14 protein-coding genes and 2 tRNA genes are annotated in these 19,530 nt (G+C 70.4%); 12 read left to right on the forward strand and 4 right to left on the reverse strand.

Features of this window, described 5'->3' with window-relative positions:
- Positions 1–134 precede the first annotated feature (134 nt).
- Together ACWGLC_RS07245 and nudC are read left to right on the forward strand one after the other, a co-directional pair.
- Positions 135–1,214 (forward strand): potassium channel family protein, encoded by a 1,080-nt coding sequence (locus ACWGLC_RS07245; RefSeq protein ID WP_452099250.1) that lies wholly within the window; start codon positions 135–137, stop codon positions 1,212–1,214.
- A 59-nt stretch (positions 1,215–1,273) separates the two neighbouring features.
- The gene (gene nudC, locus ACWGLC_RS07250) at positions 1,274–2,200 is read left to right on the forward strand and encodes an NAD(+) diphosphatase (protein ID WP_452099251.1); all 927 of its coding nucleotides are present in this window, start codon (positions 1,274–1,276) and stop codon (positions 2,198–2,200) included.
- An 11-nt stretch (positions 2,201–2,211) separates the two neighbouring features.
- Here nudC and ACWGLC_RS07255 read toward each other — a convergent pair whose 3' ends face one another.
- Complete coding sequence (locus ACWGLC_RS07255) at positions 2,212–2,490, reverse strand: mycoredoxin (RefSeq protein WP_230930284.1); 279 nt, start codon at positions 2,488–2,490, stop codon at positions 2,212–2,214.
- A 95-nt stretch (positions 2,491–2,585) separates the two neighbouring features.
- On the opposite strand from ACWGLC_RS07255, the gene ACWGLC_RS07260 reads away from it, so the two are divergent.
- Positions 2,586–4,811, forward strand: a complete 2,226-nt coding sequence (locus ACWGLC_RS07260; RefSeq protein ID WP_452099331.1) for a UvrD-helicase domain-containing protein — start codon at positions 2,586–2,588, stop codon at positions 4,809–4,811.
- Positions 4,812–4,861: 50 nt separating this feature from the next.
- On the opposite strand, the gene ACWGLC_RS07265 is transcribed toward ACWGLC_RS07260, so the two are convergent.
- Together ACWGLC_RS07265 and ACWGLC_RS07270 are read right to left on the reverse strand one after the other, a co-directional pair.
- Positions 4,862–6,178: an ABC1 kinase family protein gene (locus ACWGLC_RS07265; protein WP_452099252.1), complete on the reverse strand. Its 1,317-nt coding sequence runs from the start codon at positions 6,176–6,178 to the stop codon at positions 4,862–4,864.
- A gap of 7 nt (positions 6,179–6,185) precedes the next feature.
- Positions 6,186–7,157 carry a hypothetical protein gene (locus ACWGLC_RS07270; RefSeq protein ID WP_452099253.1) on the reverse strand — a complete coding sequence of 324 codons (972 nt, stop codon included), beginning with the start codon at positions 7,155–7,157 and terminating at the stop codon, positions 6,186–6,188.
- Between the two features lie 123 nt (positions 7,158–7,280).
- On the opposite strand from ACWGLC_RS07270, the gene ACWGLC_RS07275 reads away from it, so the two are divergent.
- The gene (locus ACWGLC_RS07275; protein WP_452099254.1) at positions 7,281–7,916 is read left to right on the forward strand and encodes a M48 metallopeptidase family protein; all 636 of its coding nucleotides are present in this window, start codon (positions 7,281–7,283) and stop codon (positions 7,914–7,916) included.
- A 111-nt stretch (positions 7,917–8,027) separates the two neighbouring features.
- On the opposite strand, the gene ACWGLC_RS07280 is transcribed toward ACWGLC_RS07275, so the two are convergent.
- Positions 8,028–9,440 carry a zinc-dependent metalloprotease gene (locus ACWGLC_RS07280; protein WP_452099255.1) on the reverse strand — a complete coding sequence of 471 codons (1,413 nt, stop codon included), beginning with the start codon at positions 9,438–9,440 and terminating at the stop codon, positions 8,028–8,030.
- A gap of 79 nt (positions 9,441–9,519) precedes the next feature.
- On the opposite strand from ACWGLC_RS07280, the gene ACWGLC_RS07285 reads away from it, so the two are divergent.
- The 8 genes from ACWGLC_RS07285 to ACWGLC_RS07320 all read left to right on the forward strand — a co-directional run bounded on the left by ACWGLC_RS07285 (position 9,520) and on the right by ACWGLC_RS07320 (position 19,480).
- A complete protein-coding gene (locus ACWGLC_RS07285; RefSeq protein WP_452099256.1) occupies positions 9,520–10,581 on the forward strand; it encodes a YlbL family protein in 1,062 nt (353 codons plus the stop codon).
- Between the two features lie 66 nt (positions 10,582–10,647).
- Positions 10,648–13,731, forward strand: coding sequence for a UPF0182 family protein (locus tag ACWGLC_RS07290; RefSeq protein WP_452099257.1), 3,084 nt, complete (start codon positions 10,648–10,650; stop codon positions 13,729–13,731).
- Between the two features lie 199 nt (positions 13,732–13,930).
- Positions 13,931–14,007: transfer RNA gene (locus tag ACWGLC_RS07295), tRNA-Met, on the forward strand.
- A gap of 386 nt (positions 14,008–14,393) precedes the next feature.
- A tRNA-Met gene (locus tag ACWGLC_RS07300) sits at positions 14,394–14,470 on the forward strand.
- 224 nt (positions 14,471–14,694) lie between these two features.
- Complete coding sequence (locus tag ACWGLC_RS07305; protein WP_452099258.1) at positions 14,695–15,792, forward strand: NAD(P)-dependent alcohol dehydrogenase; 1,098 nt, start codon at positions 14,695–14,697, stop codon at positions 15,790–15,792.
- A 165-nt stretch (positions 15,793–15,957) separates the two neighbouring features.
- Positions 15,958–17,430 (forward strand): aldehyde dehydrogenase, encoded by a 1,473-nt coding sequence (locus tag ACWGLC_RS07310; protein WP_452099259.1) that lies wholly within the window; start codon positions 15,958–15,960, stop codon positions 17,428–17,430.
- A 12-nt stretch (positions 17,431–17,442) separates the two neighbouring features.
- Positions 17,443–18,255 (forward strand): enoyl-CoA hydratase/isomerase family protein, encoded by an 813-nt coding sequence (locus tag ACWGLC_RS07315; RefSeq protein ID WP_452099260.1) that lies wholly within the window; start codon positions 17,443–17,445, stop codon positions 18,253–18,255.
- Positions 18,256–18,301: 46 nt separating this feature from the next.
- A complete protein-coding gene (locus ACWGLC_RS07320) occupies positions 18,302–19,480 on the forward strand; it encodes an FAD-dependent oxidoreductase (RefSeq protein ID WP_452099261.1) in 1,179 nt (392 codons plus the stop codon).
- Positions 19,481–19,530 lie beyond the last annotated feature (50 nt).

Here is a 19,530-nt window from a genome sequence, read left to right on the forward strand (position 1 = left end):
GACCGGTGGCTGACGTGGTGCCGCCCCGCGACGGGGCCGACCCGGTTGTTGTCCGGGGGGCGAGCCATAGGAACCGATTGTCCGTCTAGAGTGAGGCGTCTCGGAAAGAGACCGTCGCGGAAACGGAGTAGCCGATGGTGAGGAAGCGCGTGCTCGCGTCCCGGTTCCGCGACAGTGATCCGATCGACGAGAGCCCGGACCACATCCTCGTCGGCGTGGTGAGTATCCCGGAGAACACCGAGAGCCCGTGGCGCCTCATCGGCAAGCGGATCCTCATCGCCGTTCTCGCACTGCTGTCGGCGGCCGTGGTCGTCTACCTCGATCGTGACGGGTACGACGGCGGCGGGGGAGCCGACGGCCACCTCACGATCATCGACTCGATCTATTACGCGACGGTCTCCCTGTCCACCACCGGCTACGGTGACATCACCCCGGTCACCCAGCAGGCGCGGCTCATCAACACGGTGATCATCACCCCGCTGCGCCTGGTCTTCCTCATCCTGCTCGTCGGTACGACACTGTCCGTGCTCACCGAACAGTCCCGACAGGCATTCAAGATCCAGCGCTGGAGGAGTCTCGTGCGCAATCACACCGTCGTCGTCGGCTACGGCACCAAGGGCCGTTCATCTGTGGCCGCCATGCTCGCCGATGAGATCTCGCCGGAGGACATCGTCGTCGTCGACACCGACCCCCAGGCGCTCAAGGCCGCGGCCGCCCGCGGGCTCGTCACCGTCCAGGGCTCGGCGACCCGATCGGACATCCTCAAACTCGCTGGTGTCAGCCGGGCGGCGGCCGTCGTGGTGGCCACCAACACGGACGACACCGCGGTACTGGTCACGCTCACCGCCCGCGAGCTCGCACCGAACGCCAAGATCGTCGCGACCGTCCGCGAATCCGACAACAAGCACCTGCTCAAACAGTCCGGCGCGGACTCCGTGGTGGTCTCCGCCGAGACCGCCGGACGACTCCTGGGCCTGGCCACCATCACCCCGACCGTCGTGGGGATGATGGAGGACCTGCTGACCCCCGACGAGGGCTTCTCCATCGCGGAACGCCGCGTCGAGGAGGCGGAGATCGGCGGCTCACCGCGACATCTGGCCGAGCTCGTCCTGGGGGTCGTGCGCAAGGGGCAGCTCATCAAGGTCAACGAGCCGGAGGCCGACGCGCTGGAGTCCGGGGACAGGCTGCTCTACATCCGGATGGTCTCCGGCTGACGCCGGTCGCGGACTAGGCTCGTCGCAGCCCCTCGACCCGTGATAAGGACTCATCTGCGATGCCACTGGACTTCATGCTCGACTCCGACCCGGTGCTGTCCGTGGCCGCTCCCGAACGGGCCGCGAACCTCCGACAGAACGCCGAAGCGCTGGCCGGAGGCTGGGTTGACGCGCGGGTGATGCGCATCGACCAGCGCAACCGGTTCGCGGTCGAACCCACCGAAGAGGGCCGGCAACGCGTCCTGCTCGAACCGGCGATGCTGTTCGCCGAGACGCTTCCCGACGACGCGGTCTTTCTCGGCTCCACCGATGAGGGGCGCCACATCTGGGCGGTCAACGCCGAAGACCTGCCCGACGACCCGGCGGTGACGAACCTCCGTCGATGCGGAGCCGACCTGATCGAGGGGCACGGCTCGCTGGCCTCGCAGGCCGTCGCGGTCCTCGGCTGGCACCGCGACAACGTCCGCGGGCGCGAACCTCAGCACCATCCGAAGCGGGTCGACGCGGGGTGGGCGATCGAAGACGCCTTCCACGGCGGCCCCGAATACCCGAGGACCGACCCGGCCGTGATCTGTCTCGTCCACGACGGGGGCCGGCAGGTCCTGCTCGCGCGGCAACCGATCTGGCCGGCCGGGATGTACTCGCACGTCGCCGGGTTCGTCGAGGCGGGCGAGTCACTCGAGGGCTGCGTGCGCCGCGAGGTCGCCGAAGAGGTGGGCGTGGCGGTGGACAGGGCCCGCTACCTCGGCAGCCAGCCGTGGCCGTTCCCGCGCTCGCTCATGGTGGGCTTCCAGGCCCTGGCGGACCCGGCTGCGCCGATCGCCCTCGAGGACGAGGAGATCAGCGAGGCCAGGTGGTTCGACGTGGACGAGGTGCGCGCGGCGCTGGACGGCCACGGGGAGTTGATGGTGGCGCCGCCGGTCTCCATCGCGCACGTGATGCTGCGCTCCTGGGTCGCGGCGGTCGATCGCGACGGCGGCGCCTGACCGCTCCTCGATCAGGCTCCGGCGAGCTCGGCGAGCTTCGCCCGCACCTGCGAGGCCGGGGGGTTGGTGGCGGTGGTGCCGTCCGAGTACAGGGCGGTCGGCACGACCCGGTTTCCGTCGTTGACGCTCTCGACGAACGCGGCGGCCTCGGCGTCGGACTCCACGTCGATCTCCGCGTAGCCGATCTCCTTCTCGTCCAGCAGCTTCTTCAACCTCGTGCAGAAGGGGCACCACGTGGTGGTGAACAGGGTCAGCGGTCCGGTGGTCTCGGGTGTCGTCACTTCACTCATGTCCGGATCCAACGCCCGCGCTCCAGCGAATCATCCCCGGGGGAGGCCGGGGGCATGATGTCGGACGGGGATGCCACGATGGGGGCGTGAGTGACATGCAGCGGGCAGGTGGGGGAGGCTGGGCCGACAGGGAGCAGGCCCGGGAGCAGGCCGCGCAGCGGGTAGGGCAGCAGCCCGGCCCGCACCGCGATGCCGGGCGGGCCGGGTCACGCCCGGGCGGTGCCGGATCCGTGCTCGAGGGCCTCGATCCCCAGCAGCGTCACGCCGTGCTCGCGCCGCGCGGACCGGTCTGCATCCTCGCCGGCGCCGGCACGGGTAAGACCCGGACCATCACCCGGCGTATCGCGCACCTGGTCAACACGGGTCACGTGCGGGGCGATCAGGTCCTGGCGGTGACGTTCACGGCTCGCGCGGCCGGGGAGCTCCGGATGAGGCTCGCCGGGCTCGGCATCGCGGACGCGGGAACCGGGCCCGTCCAGGCGCGGACCTTCCACTCGGCGGCATTGCGGAACCTGTCGTACTTCTGGCCCCAGGTGTACGGGGAGGAGCCGTGGCAGCTGCTGGACGGGCAGTTCCGGGCCGTGGCCCAGGCGGTGCGCAGGGTGGGCCTGGATCCGAGCACAGAGACCATCCGAGACGTGCTCACGGAGATCGGCTGGGCCAAGTCGAGCCTGCTCACCCCGGGCACCTACGCCGAGCAGGCGCTAGCGCTGGGGCGTGACCTGCCGGTCCCCGCTCCCGAGGTCGCGCGCGCGTTCCGGGCGTACGAGGATCTCAAGGTCTCGGGCCCGGTGCGAATGCTGGACTTCGACGATCTCCTCGGGCACATGGCGGATCTGGTGGAGGACGTCCCGGCGATCGCGGAGGAGTTCCGCGATCGCTACCGCTGCTTCGTCGTGGACGAGTTCCAGGACGTCACCCCTGCCCAGCAGCGCCTGCTGAGCGCATGGCTCGGCAAACGCGACGATCTCACGGTGGTGGGGGACGTCAACCAGACCATCTACTCGTTCGCCGGGGCCGAGCCGGACTTTCTGCTGGGCTTCGCCGACCGGTACCCGGGCGCCACCGTGGTCCGGCTGGAGTCGGACTACCGGTCGACTCCGCAGGTCGTGGACCTGGCGAACGTCGTGATCGGCGCCGGTGCCGGACGTTTCCGCACTGCCGGGCTGACGCTGACGGGTATGCGGCCACCGGGCCCCGAGCCGCAGCTGAACGAGTACGCCGACGAGGATTCGGAGGCGGAGGCCGTGGCTGGCGCGGTCGCGGACCTCGTCCACGGCGGCCTGGACCCGTCGGAGATCGCGGTGTTGTACCGGGTCAACGCCCAGTCCGAACGGATCGAGGCCGCGCTCGAGCAGGCCGGAATCGGTTACCGGCTCAAGGGCGGGGAGGGCTTTTTCGAGCGGCCTGTGATCCGACGGGCCATGTCGACGATCGACCGGATGGTCGACGGTTCCGACGAGGCGACCGTGCAGGCGGGCGCCCGGCTCACGGACCCCACCGAGGTGGTGGCGGCCATCAGGCAGGCACTGGAACCCCTCGGGTTGACCGCCGCCGAGCCGTCCGGTGCCCAGGCCCGCGAGACCTGGAACGCCCTGACCGCTCTGGTCGGGCTGGCCGAGGAGATCGCCACCGCCGAGTCCCGGCCCGGCGTGCTGCCGGTGGTCGCCGGGCTCCGCGAGCGGGCCGCCGCACGTCACGCCCCCGACGAGCGAGGGGTCACGCTGGCATCGTTCCACGCGGCCAAGGGCCTGGAGTGGGACGCGGTGTTCCTCATCGGGGTCCACGAGGGCAGTCTGCCCATCAGCCACGCGATCAACGCCGGGCCGGATGCCATCGAGGAGGAACGCCGGCTCCTGTACGTGGGAATCACGCGGGCCCGGGAGCACCTGTCGCTGTCGTGGAGCCGTAGCCGACGCGCGGGAGGCAGGGCGACCCGGCGACCGAGTCGCTTCCTCGACCCGGTCCGCCCGGCAGGGGTCCCGGCGGCGCCCAGACGCAGCTCGGACTCCTCGGACAAGGGCCGGTGCCGGAGCTGCGGGGAGAAGCTCACCGGGCCCATGCATCGGGCGCTGGGTCTGTGCCCGGACTGCGCCGTGGAGGTGGACACCGGCTTGTTCGAGCGGTTGCGGGACTGGCGCAAGGACACCGCGGAGCGGATCGGCAAGCCCGCCTACACGGTCTTCACCAATGGCACCCTGGCGCAGATCGCGCGCGACAGGCCGGCCGACACCCGGGCTCTCGGCCGGATCGGCGGGATCGGGGCCCACAAGCTGGGCGAGTACGGCGACGATGTGCTGCGACTGATCCGCGAGGGCTGACGCGGCGGCGAACGCTGTCACCACGGGCCGGGGCTGGTCAGAGACCCGCCTCAGTCCTCGTCGGCGAAGATCTCCGGCATCCAGCGCCGCACGATCTGCTGGTACGGGGCGGTCGCCTGCAGCTGGCACAGCATGCCCACTGATGCCGACAGGACCCGGTGGATCAGCACATACTCGCGCGGCAGGGTGAATGAGCGCGACGTGCGGAACTCCCGTCCCGAGACGTCGCCGTACACCGCGAGGATGCCCTGCATCCAGGCGCGATCGAAGTGGAACGTCGGCTCGCGCATCGGCTCGATGAACGGGCCGAGGAACGCCATCGCGTCCTCCGGTTCGAGCCCCCCGCGGCCCACGTAGCCGGCCCGGGTCATCAACGCGACCAGGTCGTCGCTCCGGTTCTGGAGAGCGAGCCGCATCATCGAGGTCAGGGCCGGAGGGAACCCCTCGGGCAGCGGGATGGACGCGCCGAAGTCCAGCACGACCATCCGGCCGTCGTCGTCGAGCAGGAAGTTCCCGGGGTGTGGGTCGCCGTGCATCAATCCGACCCGGGCCGGGGAGCTGAACTGGAACTCCGCGAGCAGTGCCGCGGCCCGGTCGCGCTGCTCCTGCGAACCCGCCACGGAGATCTTGCTCAGCGCACGGCCGTCAGCCCATTCGGTCACCAGGACCTTGGGGGAGGACGCCAGCACCGAGGGGACGCGGATCTGCGGGTCGTCGGCGAACACGGTGGCGAAGACGCGTTGCGTGTCGGCCTCGTGGCGGTAGTCGAGTTCGGAGACCGCGCTGTCGTACAGCTCGTCGATCACGCCCTTGACGTCGGTACCGGGATTGAGCGGCCGGAGCAGTGGGGCGAGGCGGCGCAGCTGCCGCAGGTCGGATCGCAGCGCCTCGTCGGCGCCCGGGTACTGGACCTTGACGGCCACCTCGCGGCCGTCGGACCAGACGGCGCGGTGCACCTGGCCGATCGACGCGGCAGCCGCGGCCTCGCCGTCGAACTCCGTGAAGCGGTCGCGCCACTTCAGGCCCAGCTGGGCGTCCAGGACCTTCTCGACCTCGTCCGCGGGAAGCGGCGGTGCCTCGGCCTGAAGTTTGGTGAGCGCCTCCCGGAACGGCTCGGCGTACCTGTCGGGCATGCCGGCCTCGAACACGCTCAGTGCCTGCCCCACCTTCATGGCGCCGCCCTTGAGCTCGCCCAGGACCGCGAAGACCTGCTCGGCGGCCTGATCGGCGAGTTCCTCGGTCAGGTCGCCCTCGCCGCGGCCCAGAGCGCGGCGGCCCAGGGAACTTGCGGCGCGGCCGGCGATGCCCAGCGGCAGCCCCGCGAGTCTTGCTGCACGTCGGGATGAGGTGCGGGGAAGTTCTGACACGACACAATCATGACAGAGGACGCGCCTGCGTCGTCGCCCCACAGTCGCAGCCCCGGTCAACCGGCCATTCCCGACGTTTCCACAGACCTTCCGCGGGATTGATCTCGACGGTGGCGCCGACCGTCTGGAGCGGCGCGTCGGGCTGGCGGGTCGCCGACACCTCGGCCAGCACCAGTGCGGCGGCCGCGGTGAGCGCCGGGACCCCGGCCTCGGAGGCGTGGTCGACGAGCTGGGCGGCGACGAACGGCCACCGCGGGTCTTGCCGCGCCCGGAACAGGTCGGTGCACCGCAGACAGGGGCTGGCCCCGGGTACCACCGTCGGGCCCACCACCACCCGTCCGTCGCGGCAGTACGCGTGCAGGTGCGTCTGCCCGGACCGGTTGAGTACAGCGGTCACGACCGGGTCCACGGCGACGGTGTCGGTGAGGATCACCAGGTCGGGGGCGGGGCCGCGGCGAAGCCACGGTGGCCGGTCGGCGTCGAGGGTCAGACCCGGGCTGGCGCCGGTGGTGACCCGGCAGCCGTTCACCGACAGCGGTCCGCGGAGGATCTCAGAGATCTGACCCGCTCCCTGGATATGCACTCGCCGTACCGGCGCGGGTCTGGGCCCCTCGCCGGACGGGAGCGGGCCGTCTGGCGCTGCGGGGTTGTCGCGGGAGGCCCGCCGGCCGGCGCGGTGGAGCCGAACGTGGCCGAGGTCCGCCAGACGTAGGAGGATCCGGGCGACCTCGGCCGTCTCGTCGTCGTCGACCCCGACGCGGGCGGCCGCCGACTCGATGGTGCCGCCACCCTTCAACCCGGTGAGCACCGCGGCCAACCCGCGCGCCCCCAGGCGGGCAGGGGCGCGCACGACCACCGCGCGGTCGGGCGCCAGGCCGACCTGCACCGACCCGGGGTCGCGGACCACCACGACGGTCCCGGGCCGCAGGCGCGCCCGGACGGGGGTTGCCACTGTCGAGGGCGCAGGCGGAGAGCTCATGCGGCCATCGTGGCACGAGGCCGCCCGCGGAACGCCTCGGAGAGACCAGGTTATCCACAGGCGCGCGGTCCCTGTCCGGCCTGTGGATTCGTGCTGTCGGAGAGGTCGTCTACGGTGGTCGCCGTGCCGCCCACGCCCGCTGACCACACCGGACTGCCCACGAGCCCCGACGATCCGCGGATCGACGTGCGTCGGTCGAAGCGCCGCAAGCGCACGGTGTCGGCGCGGGTCGAGGGGGAGACGGTCGTGGTGCTCATGCCCGCAGGTCTGCCCAGGTCGGAGGAGCATCGTCTCATCGCGCAGATGCTGGCCAAGTTGGCCCGGTCGGGTCGCCGACGCGGGACGCGGTCCTCGGACGCCGAACTGATGGAGCGTGCGGGGGAGCTGTCGAAGAAGTGGCTGGACGGGCGGGCGGTGCCGGCGTCGGTGCGGTGGGTGCCGGCCATGAGCACGCGCTGGGCGTCGTGCTCGCCCGGTTCGCGGGAGATCCGGATCAGTGAGTCGCTGCGGGACGTGCCGTCGTACGTCCTCGACTACGTGGTGGTGCACGAGCTGGCGCACCTGGTGGTTCCGGGCGGGCATCCGCCGGAGTTCTGGCAGCTGGTGCGATGTTATCCCCGGACAGAGCGGGCGATGGGCTATCTCGAGGCGTACTCGCGGGTGCTGCGGTCCGGTGCGGCCGGCGGAGGATCAGCTGGCGAAGGGGACCAGGAGCCGGGCGAGGGCGTGGGAGATCTCGTCGACGACAGCGCGGAGTAGGCGCCGACGCCCCGCGCCGACGCCCCGGAACGCAGAGGAGAACCACGACGACGACACCACGACGACGGGCCGGCCGCCACCGGCAGCCGGCCCGTCGCGGGGCGTCACCTCTCAGGCCTTGTCCTGCGGCCCTTCGGAGTCGGAGGCGTCGTCACCGGCGTCACCGCCGGATTCGCGCAGGAACCGCTCGATCTCGTCGACGCCGCTCGAATCGCCGGTGGACTCGTCGAGCAGCCGGTCGATCACGGCTGCCGGATTCTCGAGGTCCTCGCCGACGGGCAGAAGATCGGGATGATGCCACAGGGCGTCACGACGTTCGGTGCCGACGGCCTCGCCGACACGACGCCACAGCTCAGAGGCCTCGCGGGCCTTCCGCGGCCGCAGCTCGAGCCCCACGAGGGTGGAGAAGGCCTGTTCGGCGGCACCGCCGGTGGCGCGGCGGCGCAGCCACATCTCGCGCAGCTTGTCGGAACTGGGCAGCCGGTCGCCCACCGCGGCGGTCACCACCGCGTCGACCCAGCCCTCGACGAGCGCCAGCAGCGTCTCGAGCCGGCCGAGCGCCGCCTCGTTGACGTTGGTCACCTTGGGGCCGATCGCGCCCTCACCACCGGAGAACAGCTCCTGCAGCTTGGCGGGGTCCTGGAGGATCGACGGGTCGAGTCCGGAGGCCAGATCGTCGAGCCCGGAGGTGTCCACGCGGATCCCGCGGGCGTACTCCTCGACGGTGGCCAGGAACCGGGCGCGTAGCCACGGAGCGCCGGCGAACAGTCGCAGGTGCGCGGCCTCACGGGCGGCGAGGAACACCACGACCTCCTGCCGGGGCAGCTCGAGCTCGTCGGCGAACGCGTCGATCGCGGTGGGGCAGAGCGCGGCCACTCCGTCGTCACCGAACGGCAGGCCCACCTCGGAGGAGAACAGCACGGCGGGCGCGAGCTTGCCGAGCCCTTGCCCGAGCTGCATGCCGAAGCCCATGCCGCCCATCTGGTCGAGCATCCCCAGCAGCGGACCGGCGATCTGCCGCGCCTCCTCGGGCATCGCGCCCTTGGTGGCGGAGTTCATCTGCTCGGCCACGGGGGTGCAGATCTTCTCCCAGGTGGGCAGCGACTGCTCGACCCACTGCTGCGGAGTCCACGCCTCGGTGCGGTGGACACCGGTGGGGAACACGGTGGTGTCGTCCAGCCACAGCTCGGCGAGCCGGACCGATTCCTCGGCGGCGGTGCGCGAGGCGTCGGTGACCACGGGCGTGCGGCCGAGCGCCTGAAGGGCGACGGTCCGTGCCAACTGGTAATTGACCGGGCCGGAGCTGCCGGGGCCGGACATGGCCGAGCCCATGGAGCCGAGCATCTGTCCGAACTGGGAGATCATCTTGCCGAGGTCGCCGAACTGCGAGGGGTCGAAGCCGCCGGGGCCACCGAAGCCGAAGCCACCGGGCCCACCCGGGCCGTCGGAGCCGCCCGGGTTCTTGTCCCGGTCGTCGCCTCGCCCGTCGTCGTCGGAGGCAGAGAAACCGAAGGGCTGGTTCATGCCACAACGGTACAGCGTGCAGGGGCGCGGGGTCCGGCCGCGACGCCACCGGACGGGGGAGCGGACTACCCTGTGCTGGGTGAGTCGCCGCTTGTTCACCCTGTTCGCCGCGTTGGTCCCGGCGGTGCTGTTGCTCGTCCTCGCGACGTCGGCCACGGTGCCCCTCGTCTCGATGGGACCCGGCCCGACGTACGACACACTCGGCCGGGCGCAGGTGGAGACGGAGGGCGGCGGCGTCGAGGAGGTCCCGGTCATCGAGGTGACCGGGCGTCAGACGGATGAGACCACCGGGTCGCTGCGGATGACCACGGTCGCGGTGCGGGACCGCCTGACCCTGATGGACGCGATGCGCTTCTGGCTGGATCCGGCGCAGGTCGTGGTCCCGCGGGATCAGGTGTTCCCGCCGGACCGCTCGCGCGACGAGGTACGTGAGTCCAACGTCGCGGAGATGGTGGGGTCGGAGAACAGCGCGGAGGCCGCGGCCTACCGCTACCTGGGGATCCCCATGAAGCCGCGGGTCGAGGGGGTGGACCCGGACGGTCCGGCGGGGGGCCGCCTGGAGCCGGGCGACATCCTCACCTCGGTCGACGGCGCGCGGGTGTCCGATGCCGCCGAGGTGGTGGAGGAGGTGTCCGCGCACCGCCCGGGTGACGAGGTGGGTATCGGCTTCCTCCGTGCCGACGAGGAGATGATGACGACGACGACACTGGCCCCGGCCGGTCCGGATGGTGATCCCGAGCAGGGCCGTCTGGGCATCCTCGTCGGGGACACCCCTGCCGACGGCACGGATGTGCAGATCTCGGTGGCGCCGGACGTCGGCGGCCCCTCCGCCGGACTGATCCTGGCGATCGCGATCGTCGACCGGCTCTCGCCGGGTGAGGCGACCGGGGGTGCGGACGTCGCCGGTTCCGGCACGATCCGACCGGACGGCACCGTCGGCTCGATCGGCGGGATCCGCCACAAGATCCGGGCCGCCAGCGAGGAAGGGGCCACGGAGTTCCTGGTTCCGGCGGCCAACTGTGGGGAGGCTGTGCAGAGTCCCCCGGAGGGCATAAGGCTCATCGAGGTCTCCACGCTCTCCGGCGCGCTGGAGGCGCTGGAGACCGCGGCTTCCGGGGGTGAGCCACCGACCTGCGGCTGAGGCGTGGCATTTCCGTAAGGTGGGACCAACGAGCATGTCCGCCCCAGCAGTCCAGGAGCAACACCTGTGTCCGTCCGCCCACCCGGCAATTCGCCCGGCCGGCCTCTCGCGATCTCGCGTCGCGGCCGTGCCGTCGCCATCGCCGTCGTCGTCGTCATCATCCTCATCCAGGTCCTACCCAGGCTGAACTCCACCTACACGGACTGGCTGTGGTTCGGAAGCGTCGACGCCACCAGCGTGTTCCGTACCGAACTGCTCACGCGGCTCGGCCTCTTCGTGGTGGTGGGCCTGTTCATCGGTATCGCGGTGGCGACCGGCATCGTGCTGGCCTTCCGCTTCCGGCCGGTGTTCCTCGCGCAGGCGGGCCTCCCGGACCCGCTGACCCGCTACCGGGCCGCGATGGGCGGTTCGCCGGCCAAGACCGTGATCTGGATCCCGATCGTGCTCGGTGTCCTGGCCGGTGCGGTCGCACAGACCGGCTGGCAGACCGTGTTGGCGTTCTTCAACTCCACGCCGTTCGGTCAGACGGACCCGCAGTTCGGGCTCGATATCTCCTTCTACGCGTTCCAGTTGCCGATGTGGCGCTCGATCGTCACCTGGGTGATGCTCGCGGTGGTGCTGGCATTCCTGGCCAACCTGCTCACGCACTACATCGTCGGCGGGCTGCGGCCCGGCGCGCGTGAGGGTGCGCTGACGCGCGCGGCCCGGATCCAGCTGGTGACGCTGGCCGGCATCTTCGTCCTGACGAAGGCGGCGGCGTACTGGCTCGACCGGTACGAGCTGCTGTTCCGCGAGAACGCCACCTTCACCGGCGCCGGCTACACCGACGTCAATGCCGTCATGCCGGCCAAGATCTTCATGTTCGCCGTGGCGCTGGTCTGTGCGGTGGCGTTCTTCTCGGCGATCGTCATCAAGGATCTGCGGATCCCGGCGCTGGCGACGGTGCTGCTGCTGTTCTCCGCGCTCGTGGTCGGCTCCGCGTGGCCGCTGGCGGTCGAGCAGTTCTCGGTCAAGCCCAACCGTGCCGAGAAGGAGCGCGAGTACATCGCCCGGAACATCGAGGCCACCAGGGCGGCGTATGACATCGGCGACGACCGGGTCACCTACATCGAGAACTGGGGCGCGGCCAACCCCAACCCGCGCGAGGCGGCCTCGGACATCACCACGCTGTCGAACGTGCGCGTGCTCGATCCGAACGTGCTGTCCCCGACGTTCACCCAGCAGCAGCAGCTACGCAACTTCTACGGTTTTCCCGACACGCTGAGCATCGACCGGTACACGATCGACGGCGAGATGCAGGACTTCCTCGTGGCGGCCCGCGAGCTCAACCCGTCCTCACTGCAGGCCAACCAGCGGGACTGGATCAACCGGCACACCGTCTACACACACGGCAACGGCTTCGTGGCGGCGCCGGCCAACCGGGTCAACGAGATCGCGGACGACGCGGGCTCGGACCGGGGTGGCCTGCCCAACTACCAGGTCTCGGACCTCGACGCGATCAACAACGACCAAGAGATGATGATCCCGGTCACGCAGCCGCGCATCTACTTCGGTGAGCTCATCGCCCAGTCGGATCCGGACTACGCGATCGTGGGGAACAACGGCGACGGCCCGCGCGAGTACGACACGGACACCGAGCAGTACACCTACACCGGTGAGGGCGGCGTGCCGCTGGGTGGCTGGATCAACCGCACTGCCTATGCGCTCAAGTTCGCCGAGCGCAACATCCTGTTGTCCGGTCTGATCGGCGCCGACTCGAAGATCATCTACGACCGCGATCCGCGGGACCGCGTGCAGAAGGTGGCCCCGTGGCTCACCACGGACACCAACACCTACCCGGCCGTGATCGACGGGCGCATCAAGTGGATCGTCGACGGTTTCACCACCCTCAAGACCTACCCGTACGCGGAGCTGAGTTCTCTCGAGGCCATGACCTCGGATTCGCTCAGCGACGGCGGTGGCCGGGCGTTGCCGGACGAAAAGGTCTCGTACATCCGCAACTCGGTCAAGGCGACGGTCGACGCCTATGACGGCACGGTGGATCTGTACGCGTTCGACGAGTCCGACCCGGTGCTGCAGACATGGATGAAGGCCTTGCCTGGCATCGTCCAGCCCGAGTCCGAGATCTCCGAGGAACTGCGGGAGCATTTCCGGTACCCGGAGGATCTGTTCAAGGTGCAGCGTGAACTGCTGGCCAAGTACCAGGTCGACGACCCGGGCCAGTTCTTCACCAACGACGCGTTCTGGTCGGTGCCGTCCGATCCCACGGTCACCTCGTCGATCCAGAACCCGCAGACGCCGCCCGCGAGCGGTCCCATCGGCGGGCCCGCCGGCGGCAACACCGGTGGTGCGGGAGGCGGCACGCAGACCGCCGAGCGCGAAGGGCCGAGCCAGCCGCCGTACTACGTCGTGGCCTCGGACCCGTCCGAACCGGATTCGGACACGCCCTCGTTCCAGCTCATCTCCGCTTTCCGCGGGTACGAGCGCGAGTTCCTGGCCGCGCACATGTCGGCCAGTTCGGACCCGGAGACGTACGGCGACATCACGGTCCGTGTGCAGCGGCCCACCGAGCCGCTCGCCCAGGGCCCCAACCAGGCGCAGGACATCATGATCGCCTCGCCGGCCATCGCCCAGGACCGGCGTCTGTGGGGCGAGACCGCGGAGATCACGGAGGGCAATCTCCTGGCGCTGCCGCTGGCCGGGGACTCGGTCCTGTACGTGGAGCCGATCTACACGCAGCGTAAGGACCAGGACTCGGCGTTCCCGCGTCTGCTGCGCGTGATGGTCACCTATGACCGCGCGGTCGGCTACGCGCCCACCCTGTACGAGGCGCTCAAGCAGGTGGGGATCGAGACCGACCCGAACGCCGTCCGTATCGACGAGAGCGGCGCGGCCGAGGCGGAGGCCGAGGAGAACACGTCCCGACCCGGCAGCGGCAATGAGAGCTCAGCGCCCCGTCCGTCCACTCCGCCGACGACCGGTGGGGGCGAGGGCAGCAGCGCTGACCGCGGCGCCGCGGTGCGCGAACTCAACTCCGCGTTGGCGGCCGTCCGGTCGGCGCAGAGCAGTGGCGACCTCGGCGATCTGGGTCAGGCGCTCGACGACCTGCAGGCCGCGGTCGACGCCTACCAGGCACTCGGCAACGGGTAGCTGACGCGGCACTCGGGCCCGCCCGGGTCGGTCCACCTCACGGAGGCCGACCCGGGCGTCGTCGTTGGCGGGCCCGATTCCAGCGCGTTGACCTGCGGCGATTCAGGTTCTGGTGTGCGTTCGGTCACGTTCTCGTCGATTCGCGTTCACCGATTTGCTTTGTTCGCCAAGTGGCACGTAGTGTCATACACGCAATCGACGCGGGGTGGAGCAGCTCGGTAGCTCGCTGGGCTCATAACCCAGAGGTCGCAGGTTCAAATCCTGTCCCCGCTACCACTGAACGAAGCCGGTGCGAGAATTCCTCGCGCCGGCTTTCGTCGTCGTTGGCCCGTGATTCGCCATTCCTTTCCTTAGAGGGCGCTGGTCAACGGCCGCCCGTGGACAGTTGACTCTTCCGATTGTGATTCGCCCGTCGGACCCGGCAAGTGACTCCCGATCCGACAGGTGAGCCGCAGTCCAGCAGGTGAAGCGCTATCCGGCAGGTGGGGCGATAGAGCTCCTCAGGCGGGTGGGCGGGCGTTGCGACTGCTGAGGCTCCGGGCGATTAGTGATGCGTCGAGGGCTTTGGTAGCCTCAGAACTCCAACAGCAACCGGGAAAGTGGCTGATAGCCACCAGGTTGGAAGCTGTTGGAATGTCTGCCAGGTGATGGCGGACAGGCGACGCGGGGTGGAGCAGCTCGGTAGCTCGCTGGGCTCATAACCCAGAGGTCGCAGGTTCAAATCCTGTCCCCGCTACCACGCACTCAGGCCCGGTTCCCGACAGGGAGCCGGGCCTGAGATCATTTGTGCCCCGCGTGCTTCGGCCACCATGCCGCCGGACCTCCCACGCCTTCCCGCCTGCGCGGTGCGCTGCCGCCCTGCGAGGGAAAGCCTGGTGGCCGGGTGGAGTGCCCCATAACGTGGACAGACGTCTAGACAGAAGTCCGTCGACACTGTCGCGTCCATACTCGGAGGCCCCGTTCATGAAGACCCGTGCAGCAGTCGTCGAAGGCCCGGGGCAGCCCTTCCAGCTGTCCGAGCTCCAGATCGACGAGCCCCGCTCCGACGAGATTCTGGTTCGCGTCCAGGCCGTGGGTCTGTGTCACACCGACATCACGATGAAGATGATGCTTCCCGAGGAGATGTTCCCCCGGGTCTTCGGCCACGAGGGCGCCGGAGTCGTCGAGGCCGTCGGCGCGGATGTCCAGGGCGTGAAGGTGGGCGATCACGTGGTGATGAGCTTCCGCTCGTGCCGCGAGTGCGATCGCTGTCAGGCCGGGGAGGTCGGCTACTGCAGGCAGGCCATGGCGCTGAACTACCTGGGCTACCGGGGGGACGGGTCGACCACGTTCCACCGCGACGGCGCGGCCGTGGCCGGTTCGTTCTTCGGCCAGTCCAGCTTCTCCGAGCTGACGATCGCCTCCCCGGACAACGTCGTGGTGGTCGACCCCGACATGGACCTGTCGATAGCCGCCCCGTTCGGCTGTGGTTTCCAGACGGGCGCCGGCGCGGTGCTCAACACCATCGACCCCGATCCGGCCTCGAGTCTCGTGATCTACGGCGCCGGGGCGGTCGGGCTGTCGGCGGTCGCCGCGGCCCGAGCTCGGCGAGTGCAGACGATCATCGCCGTGGACACCAAGGATTCCCGGCTGGAGGCCGCCGCAGGTCTCGGTGCTGTCGGCGTCAATCCGTCCGAGTTGCCCGACGGGTCGTTTGTCGAGCGTATCCGCGAGCTCACCGGTGGCGGGGCGACCGCTGGGGTCGACACCACCGCGGTGCCGCAGGTCATCAAGCAGGCCGTCCGGGCGCTCGCACCGCGCGGGACCTTCGTCGTGGTGGGCCTGGGGGCTCCGGAGATCGAGCTCGACGCGGTGGACCTCATGCAGAACGGCAAGATCGTACGGGGCTGCATCGAGGGCGACTCGGATCCCAGGACCATGATCCCGGAGCTGCTGGGGATGTACCGTGCCGGCGACCTCCCGCTGGGCTCGCTCGTCACCACCTATCGCTTCGACCAGATCAACGAGGCGGTCGAGGACGTCGCGGCGGGCAAGGTCGTCAGACCCGTACTCGTCTTCTGACGCGCACACTCGCTGCGCCCCTCGCTGCGGCCCGCTCGACGCGGCCCGGCTCGGTGCGGCCGCCGGAAACCGCGCCGCGCACGGCGGCCACCTCCTATGGTGGACAGGTGTCTGTCCGCATGTCCGATGCGATGGACGAACGTCCGGTGACGGCAGGAGAAGCCCATGACCACCTCACTCGACCGCGACGCCCTGCTGATTGGCACGCAGTGGCGCCGGCCGGAGACCGACGCGATGATCGAGGTGATCAGCCCTCATTCTGAGGACGTGGTCGCCCGGGTGCCCGACGGCTCTGTCGCGGACATCGATGCCGCGGTGACCGCCGCACGCGAGGCCTTCGACCACGGGCCGTGGCCACGGATGACCCCGGACGAGCGGATCGAGGTGGTGGCGCGACTGTCCGCGTTGTACGCTGCGCGACTCGAGGAGATGGCGACCGTGATCTCCACGGAGATGGGCTCACCGATCTCCTTCAGCAACCTCGCCCAGGCGCCGGCCCCCTGGATGATGATCGAGGCATTCACGAAGATCGCGCGCGAGTTCCCCTGGGAGGAGGCCCGCGCCGGGGCACTCGGCGGCGAGGTGATGGTGCGCCGTGAGGCGGTCGGCGTGGTCGCGGCGATCCCACCGTGGAACGTCCCCCAGTTCACGGTGCTGTCCAAGGTCATCCCGGCGTTGCTCGCCGGCTGCACGATCGTGGTCAAGCCCGCACCCGAGACACCGCTCGACAGCTATCTACTCGCCGACCTGCTCATCGAGGCCGGCGTGCCCGAGGGGGTGGTGAGCATCGTCGCCGGCGGCCGCGAGGTGGGCGAGCACCTGGTGCGACACCCCGGGGTCGACAAGGTCGCGTTCACCGGCTCGACCGAGGCGGGCCGGAAGATCGGCGCGATCTGCGGCGAGCAGCTCAAGAGGTGCTCACTCGAGTTGGGCGGCAAGTCCGCGGCGATCGTTCTCGACGACGCCGACCTGACGACCGTCGTCGAGGGCATGAAGTTCCTGGGCGTGATGAACTCCGGCCAGGCGTGCGTGGCCCAGACCAGGGTGCTGGTCAGCCGGGAGCGCCATGACGAGGTCGCCGAGGCATTGGCAGAGGGCATCGGCTCGATGGTCGTGGGCGACCCGCTGGACCCGGCCACCGAGATCGGCCCGATGGTCGCCCGACGGCAGCAGGAGCGGGTCAACTCCTACATCGAGATCGGCCGGCAGGAGGGGGCACGGCTGCTCACCGGCGGAACCGGGCGGCCGGACGGATTGGAGAGCGGCTGGTACGTGCGGCCCACAGTGTTCGCGGGGGTCGACAACTCCATGCGTATCGCGCAGGAAGAGATCTTCGGTCCGGTCCTGTCGGTGATCGCCTACGACGACGTCGACGACGCCGTGCGCATCGCCAACGACTCCGACTACGGCCTCGCGGGCACGGTGTGGACCGGTGACCGCGACGCGGGTCTGGGCGTGGCCCGCCGCGTGCGGACCGGCACCTACGGCGTCAACACGTACACCATGGATTTCGCCGCACCGTTCGGCGGATTCAAGGCCTCAGGCGTGGGCCGCGAGTTCGGACCCGAGGGGCTCGCGCAGTACACCGAACTCAAGTCCGTCTACCTCGGAGAGCCCGTCCCGGGCGCCGACAGCTGAGGAGCTCTCCACGTGACCACGCACGCCGACATTCTCGAGGTGCACGACGCGGACCGTGTCCGCACGCTCACCATGAACCGCCCCGAGGCGCTCAACGCCTTCAACGGCGCCCTGTACACCGCCGTGGCCGCCGCACTCCGTGACGCCGCGGTCGATCCGACGGTCGCGGTCGTCCTGCTCACCGGCACAGGCCGGGCGTTCAGCGCCGGGACGGATCTGATGGAACTGGCCGAGCAGGTGGCCGTCCCGGGGGCCGACGCCGAGGCGAGCACCGAGGAACACGGCTTCAACCTCCTGGTGGACGCGCTGATCGCGTTCGACAAGCCCCTCGTCGCGGCGGTCAACGGTCTCGGCCTGGGCATCGGGGTGACCCTGCTCGGGTTCGTGGATCTGGCCTTCATGGCCGAGGGGGCCCGGCTCAAGTGCCCCTTCACCAGTCTCGGAGTGGCTCCCGAGGCCGCTTCGAGCTACCTGATCCCGCGGCTCGTCGGCCACCAGAACGCCGCCTGGGTGCTGCTGTCCTCGGAGTGGATCTCGGCCGAGGAGGCGCACGAGATGGGTCTGGTCTGGCGGCTGTGCGCGCCGGAGGAGTTGATGGCCGAGGCCACCTCGCACGCCACCCGCCTGGCCGCGCTGCCGGTCTCGAGCTTGCGCGCGGTCAAGAAGGCGATGACCGAGCCGATCGCCCGCCAGGTCACCGAGGCGCGGCAGCGGGAGAACCGGATGTTCGCGGAATTGCTCGGTGGACCCGCGAACTCGGAGGCGTTGGCGGCATTCGCCGAGGGTCGAAAGCCCGACTTCACCTCGTTGCCGGACGGCGCCTGACCGGCAGGAGAGTCCCCGGGCGGCCCGGGTGGGCCAGGATGGCGGGGTGACCACCTCGCACCCGCCCGCGCCCCGCCCGGTCGACGTGGTGGTGATCGGCGCAGGCCAGGCCGGACTCGCGGCCGCCTACCACCTGAAGCGGCGGGACTTCGTGCCGGTGGGCCGGGCGAGGCCGGGGGAGCGCACCTTCGTGGTGCTGGACGCCGAGGACGGCCCCGGCGGCGCCTGGCGGCACCGGTGGGAATCACTCACCATGGCCACCGTCAACGGAATCTTCGAACTGCCCGGGATGGCCGTCCCGGGCGTCGACCGAACCGTCCCGAGTCGCTGGGCACTGCCCGCCTACTTCGCCGACTACGAGAAGTACTTCGACCTGGACGTCCGGCGGCCGGTCCGGGTCAGATCGGTACGGCGGGGCGGTGACGGGCCCGATGGCGGGGCGGGGGAGCACCTCGTCGTCGTCGCGGAACACGGCTCGGACATCCACGCCGGCACGGACCGCCCCGGCGGCTCCGGCTCCGGCTCCGGCTCCGGCGCCGAGCGTTGGGCGGCGGGGCACGTCATCAACGCCACCGGCACCTGGTCCCGGCCGTTCTGGCCCCGCTACCCGGGCCAGGAGACGTTCCGCGGCCGCCAACTCCACGTCCACGACTACGTCGCCGCTGAGGAGTTCGCCGGCCAGCGGGTGGTGATCGTGGGCGCTGGTATCTCGGCCACGCAGCTGCTGGAGGAGATCTCGCTGGTCGCCGACACGTTCTGGGTGACCCGCCGCCCCATCGAGTGGGAGACCGGGCCCGCGCCCGCGAACTTCTCGGCCGCGATCGACCGTGTCGCCGACCGGACCCGCCGGGGGCTGCCGCCGGAGAGCGTGATCAGCGTGACCGGCCAGTTCCGCGGCCCCTGGATCGAACGGGCCGAGGCGCGCGGTGTCCTGGTGCGCCACCCCATGTTCACCCGCATCGAGCCCGACGGCGTCCGGATGCCGGACGGGCGGCTCGAGGAGGCGGACGTCATCCTCTGGGCGACCGGGTTCCGGCCGGCGGTGGCGCACCTCGCGCCCCTCGGCCTGCGGACCCCCGAGGGCGGGATCCGCGTGGACTCCGGGCGGGCGCTCGACGAGCCCAGACTCTTCCTGATCGGCTACGGCCCGTCCCAGTCGACCGTGGGCGCCAACCGGGCGGGCCGTGACGCCGTACGCGCGATCGTCGCCGACACCCGCCCCTGACGTAGCAGATCCACTACCCGGCTGGGCGATGCGCTCCCCGATGGCGGGAA

This window comes from Dietzia sp. NPDC055877 (genome assembly GCF_053615975.1).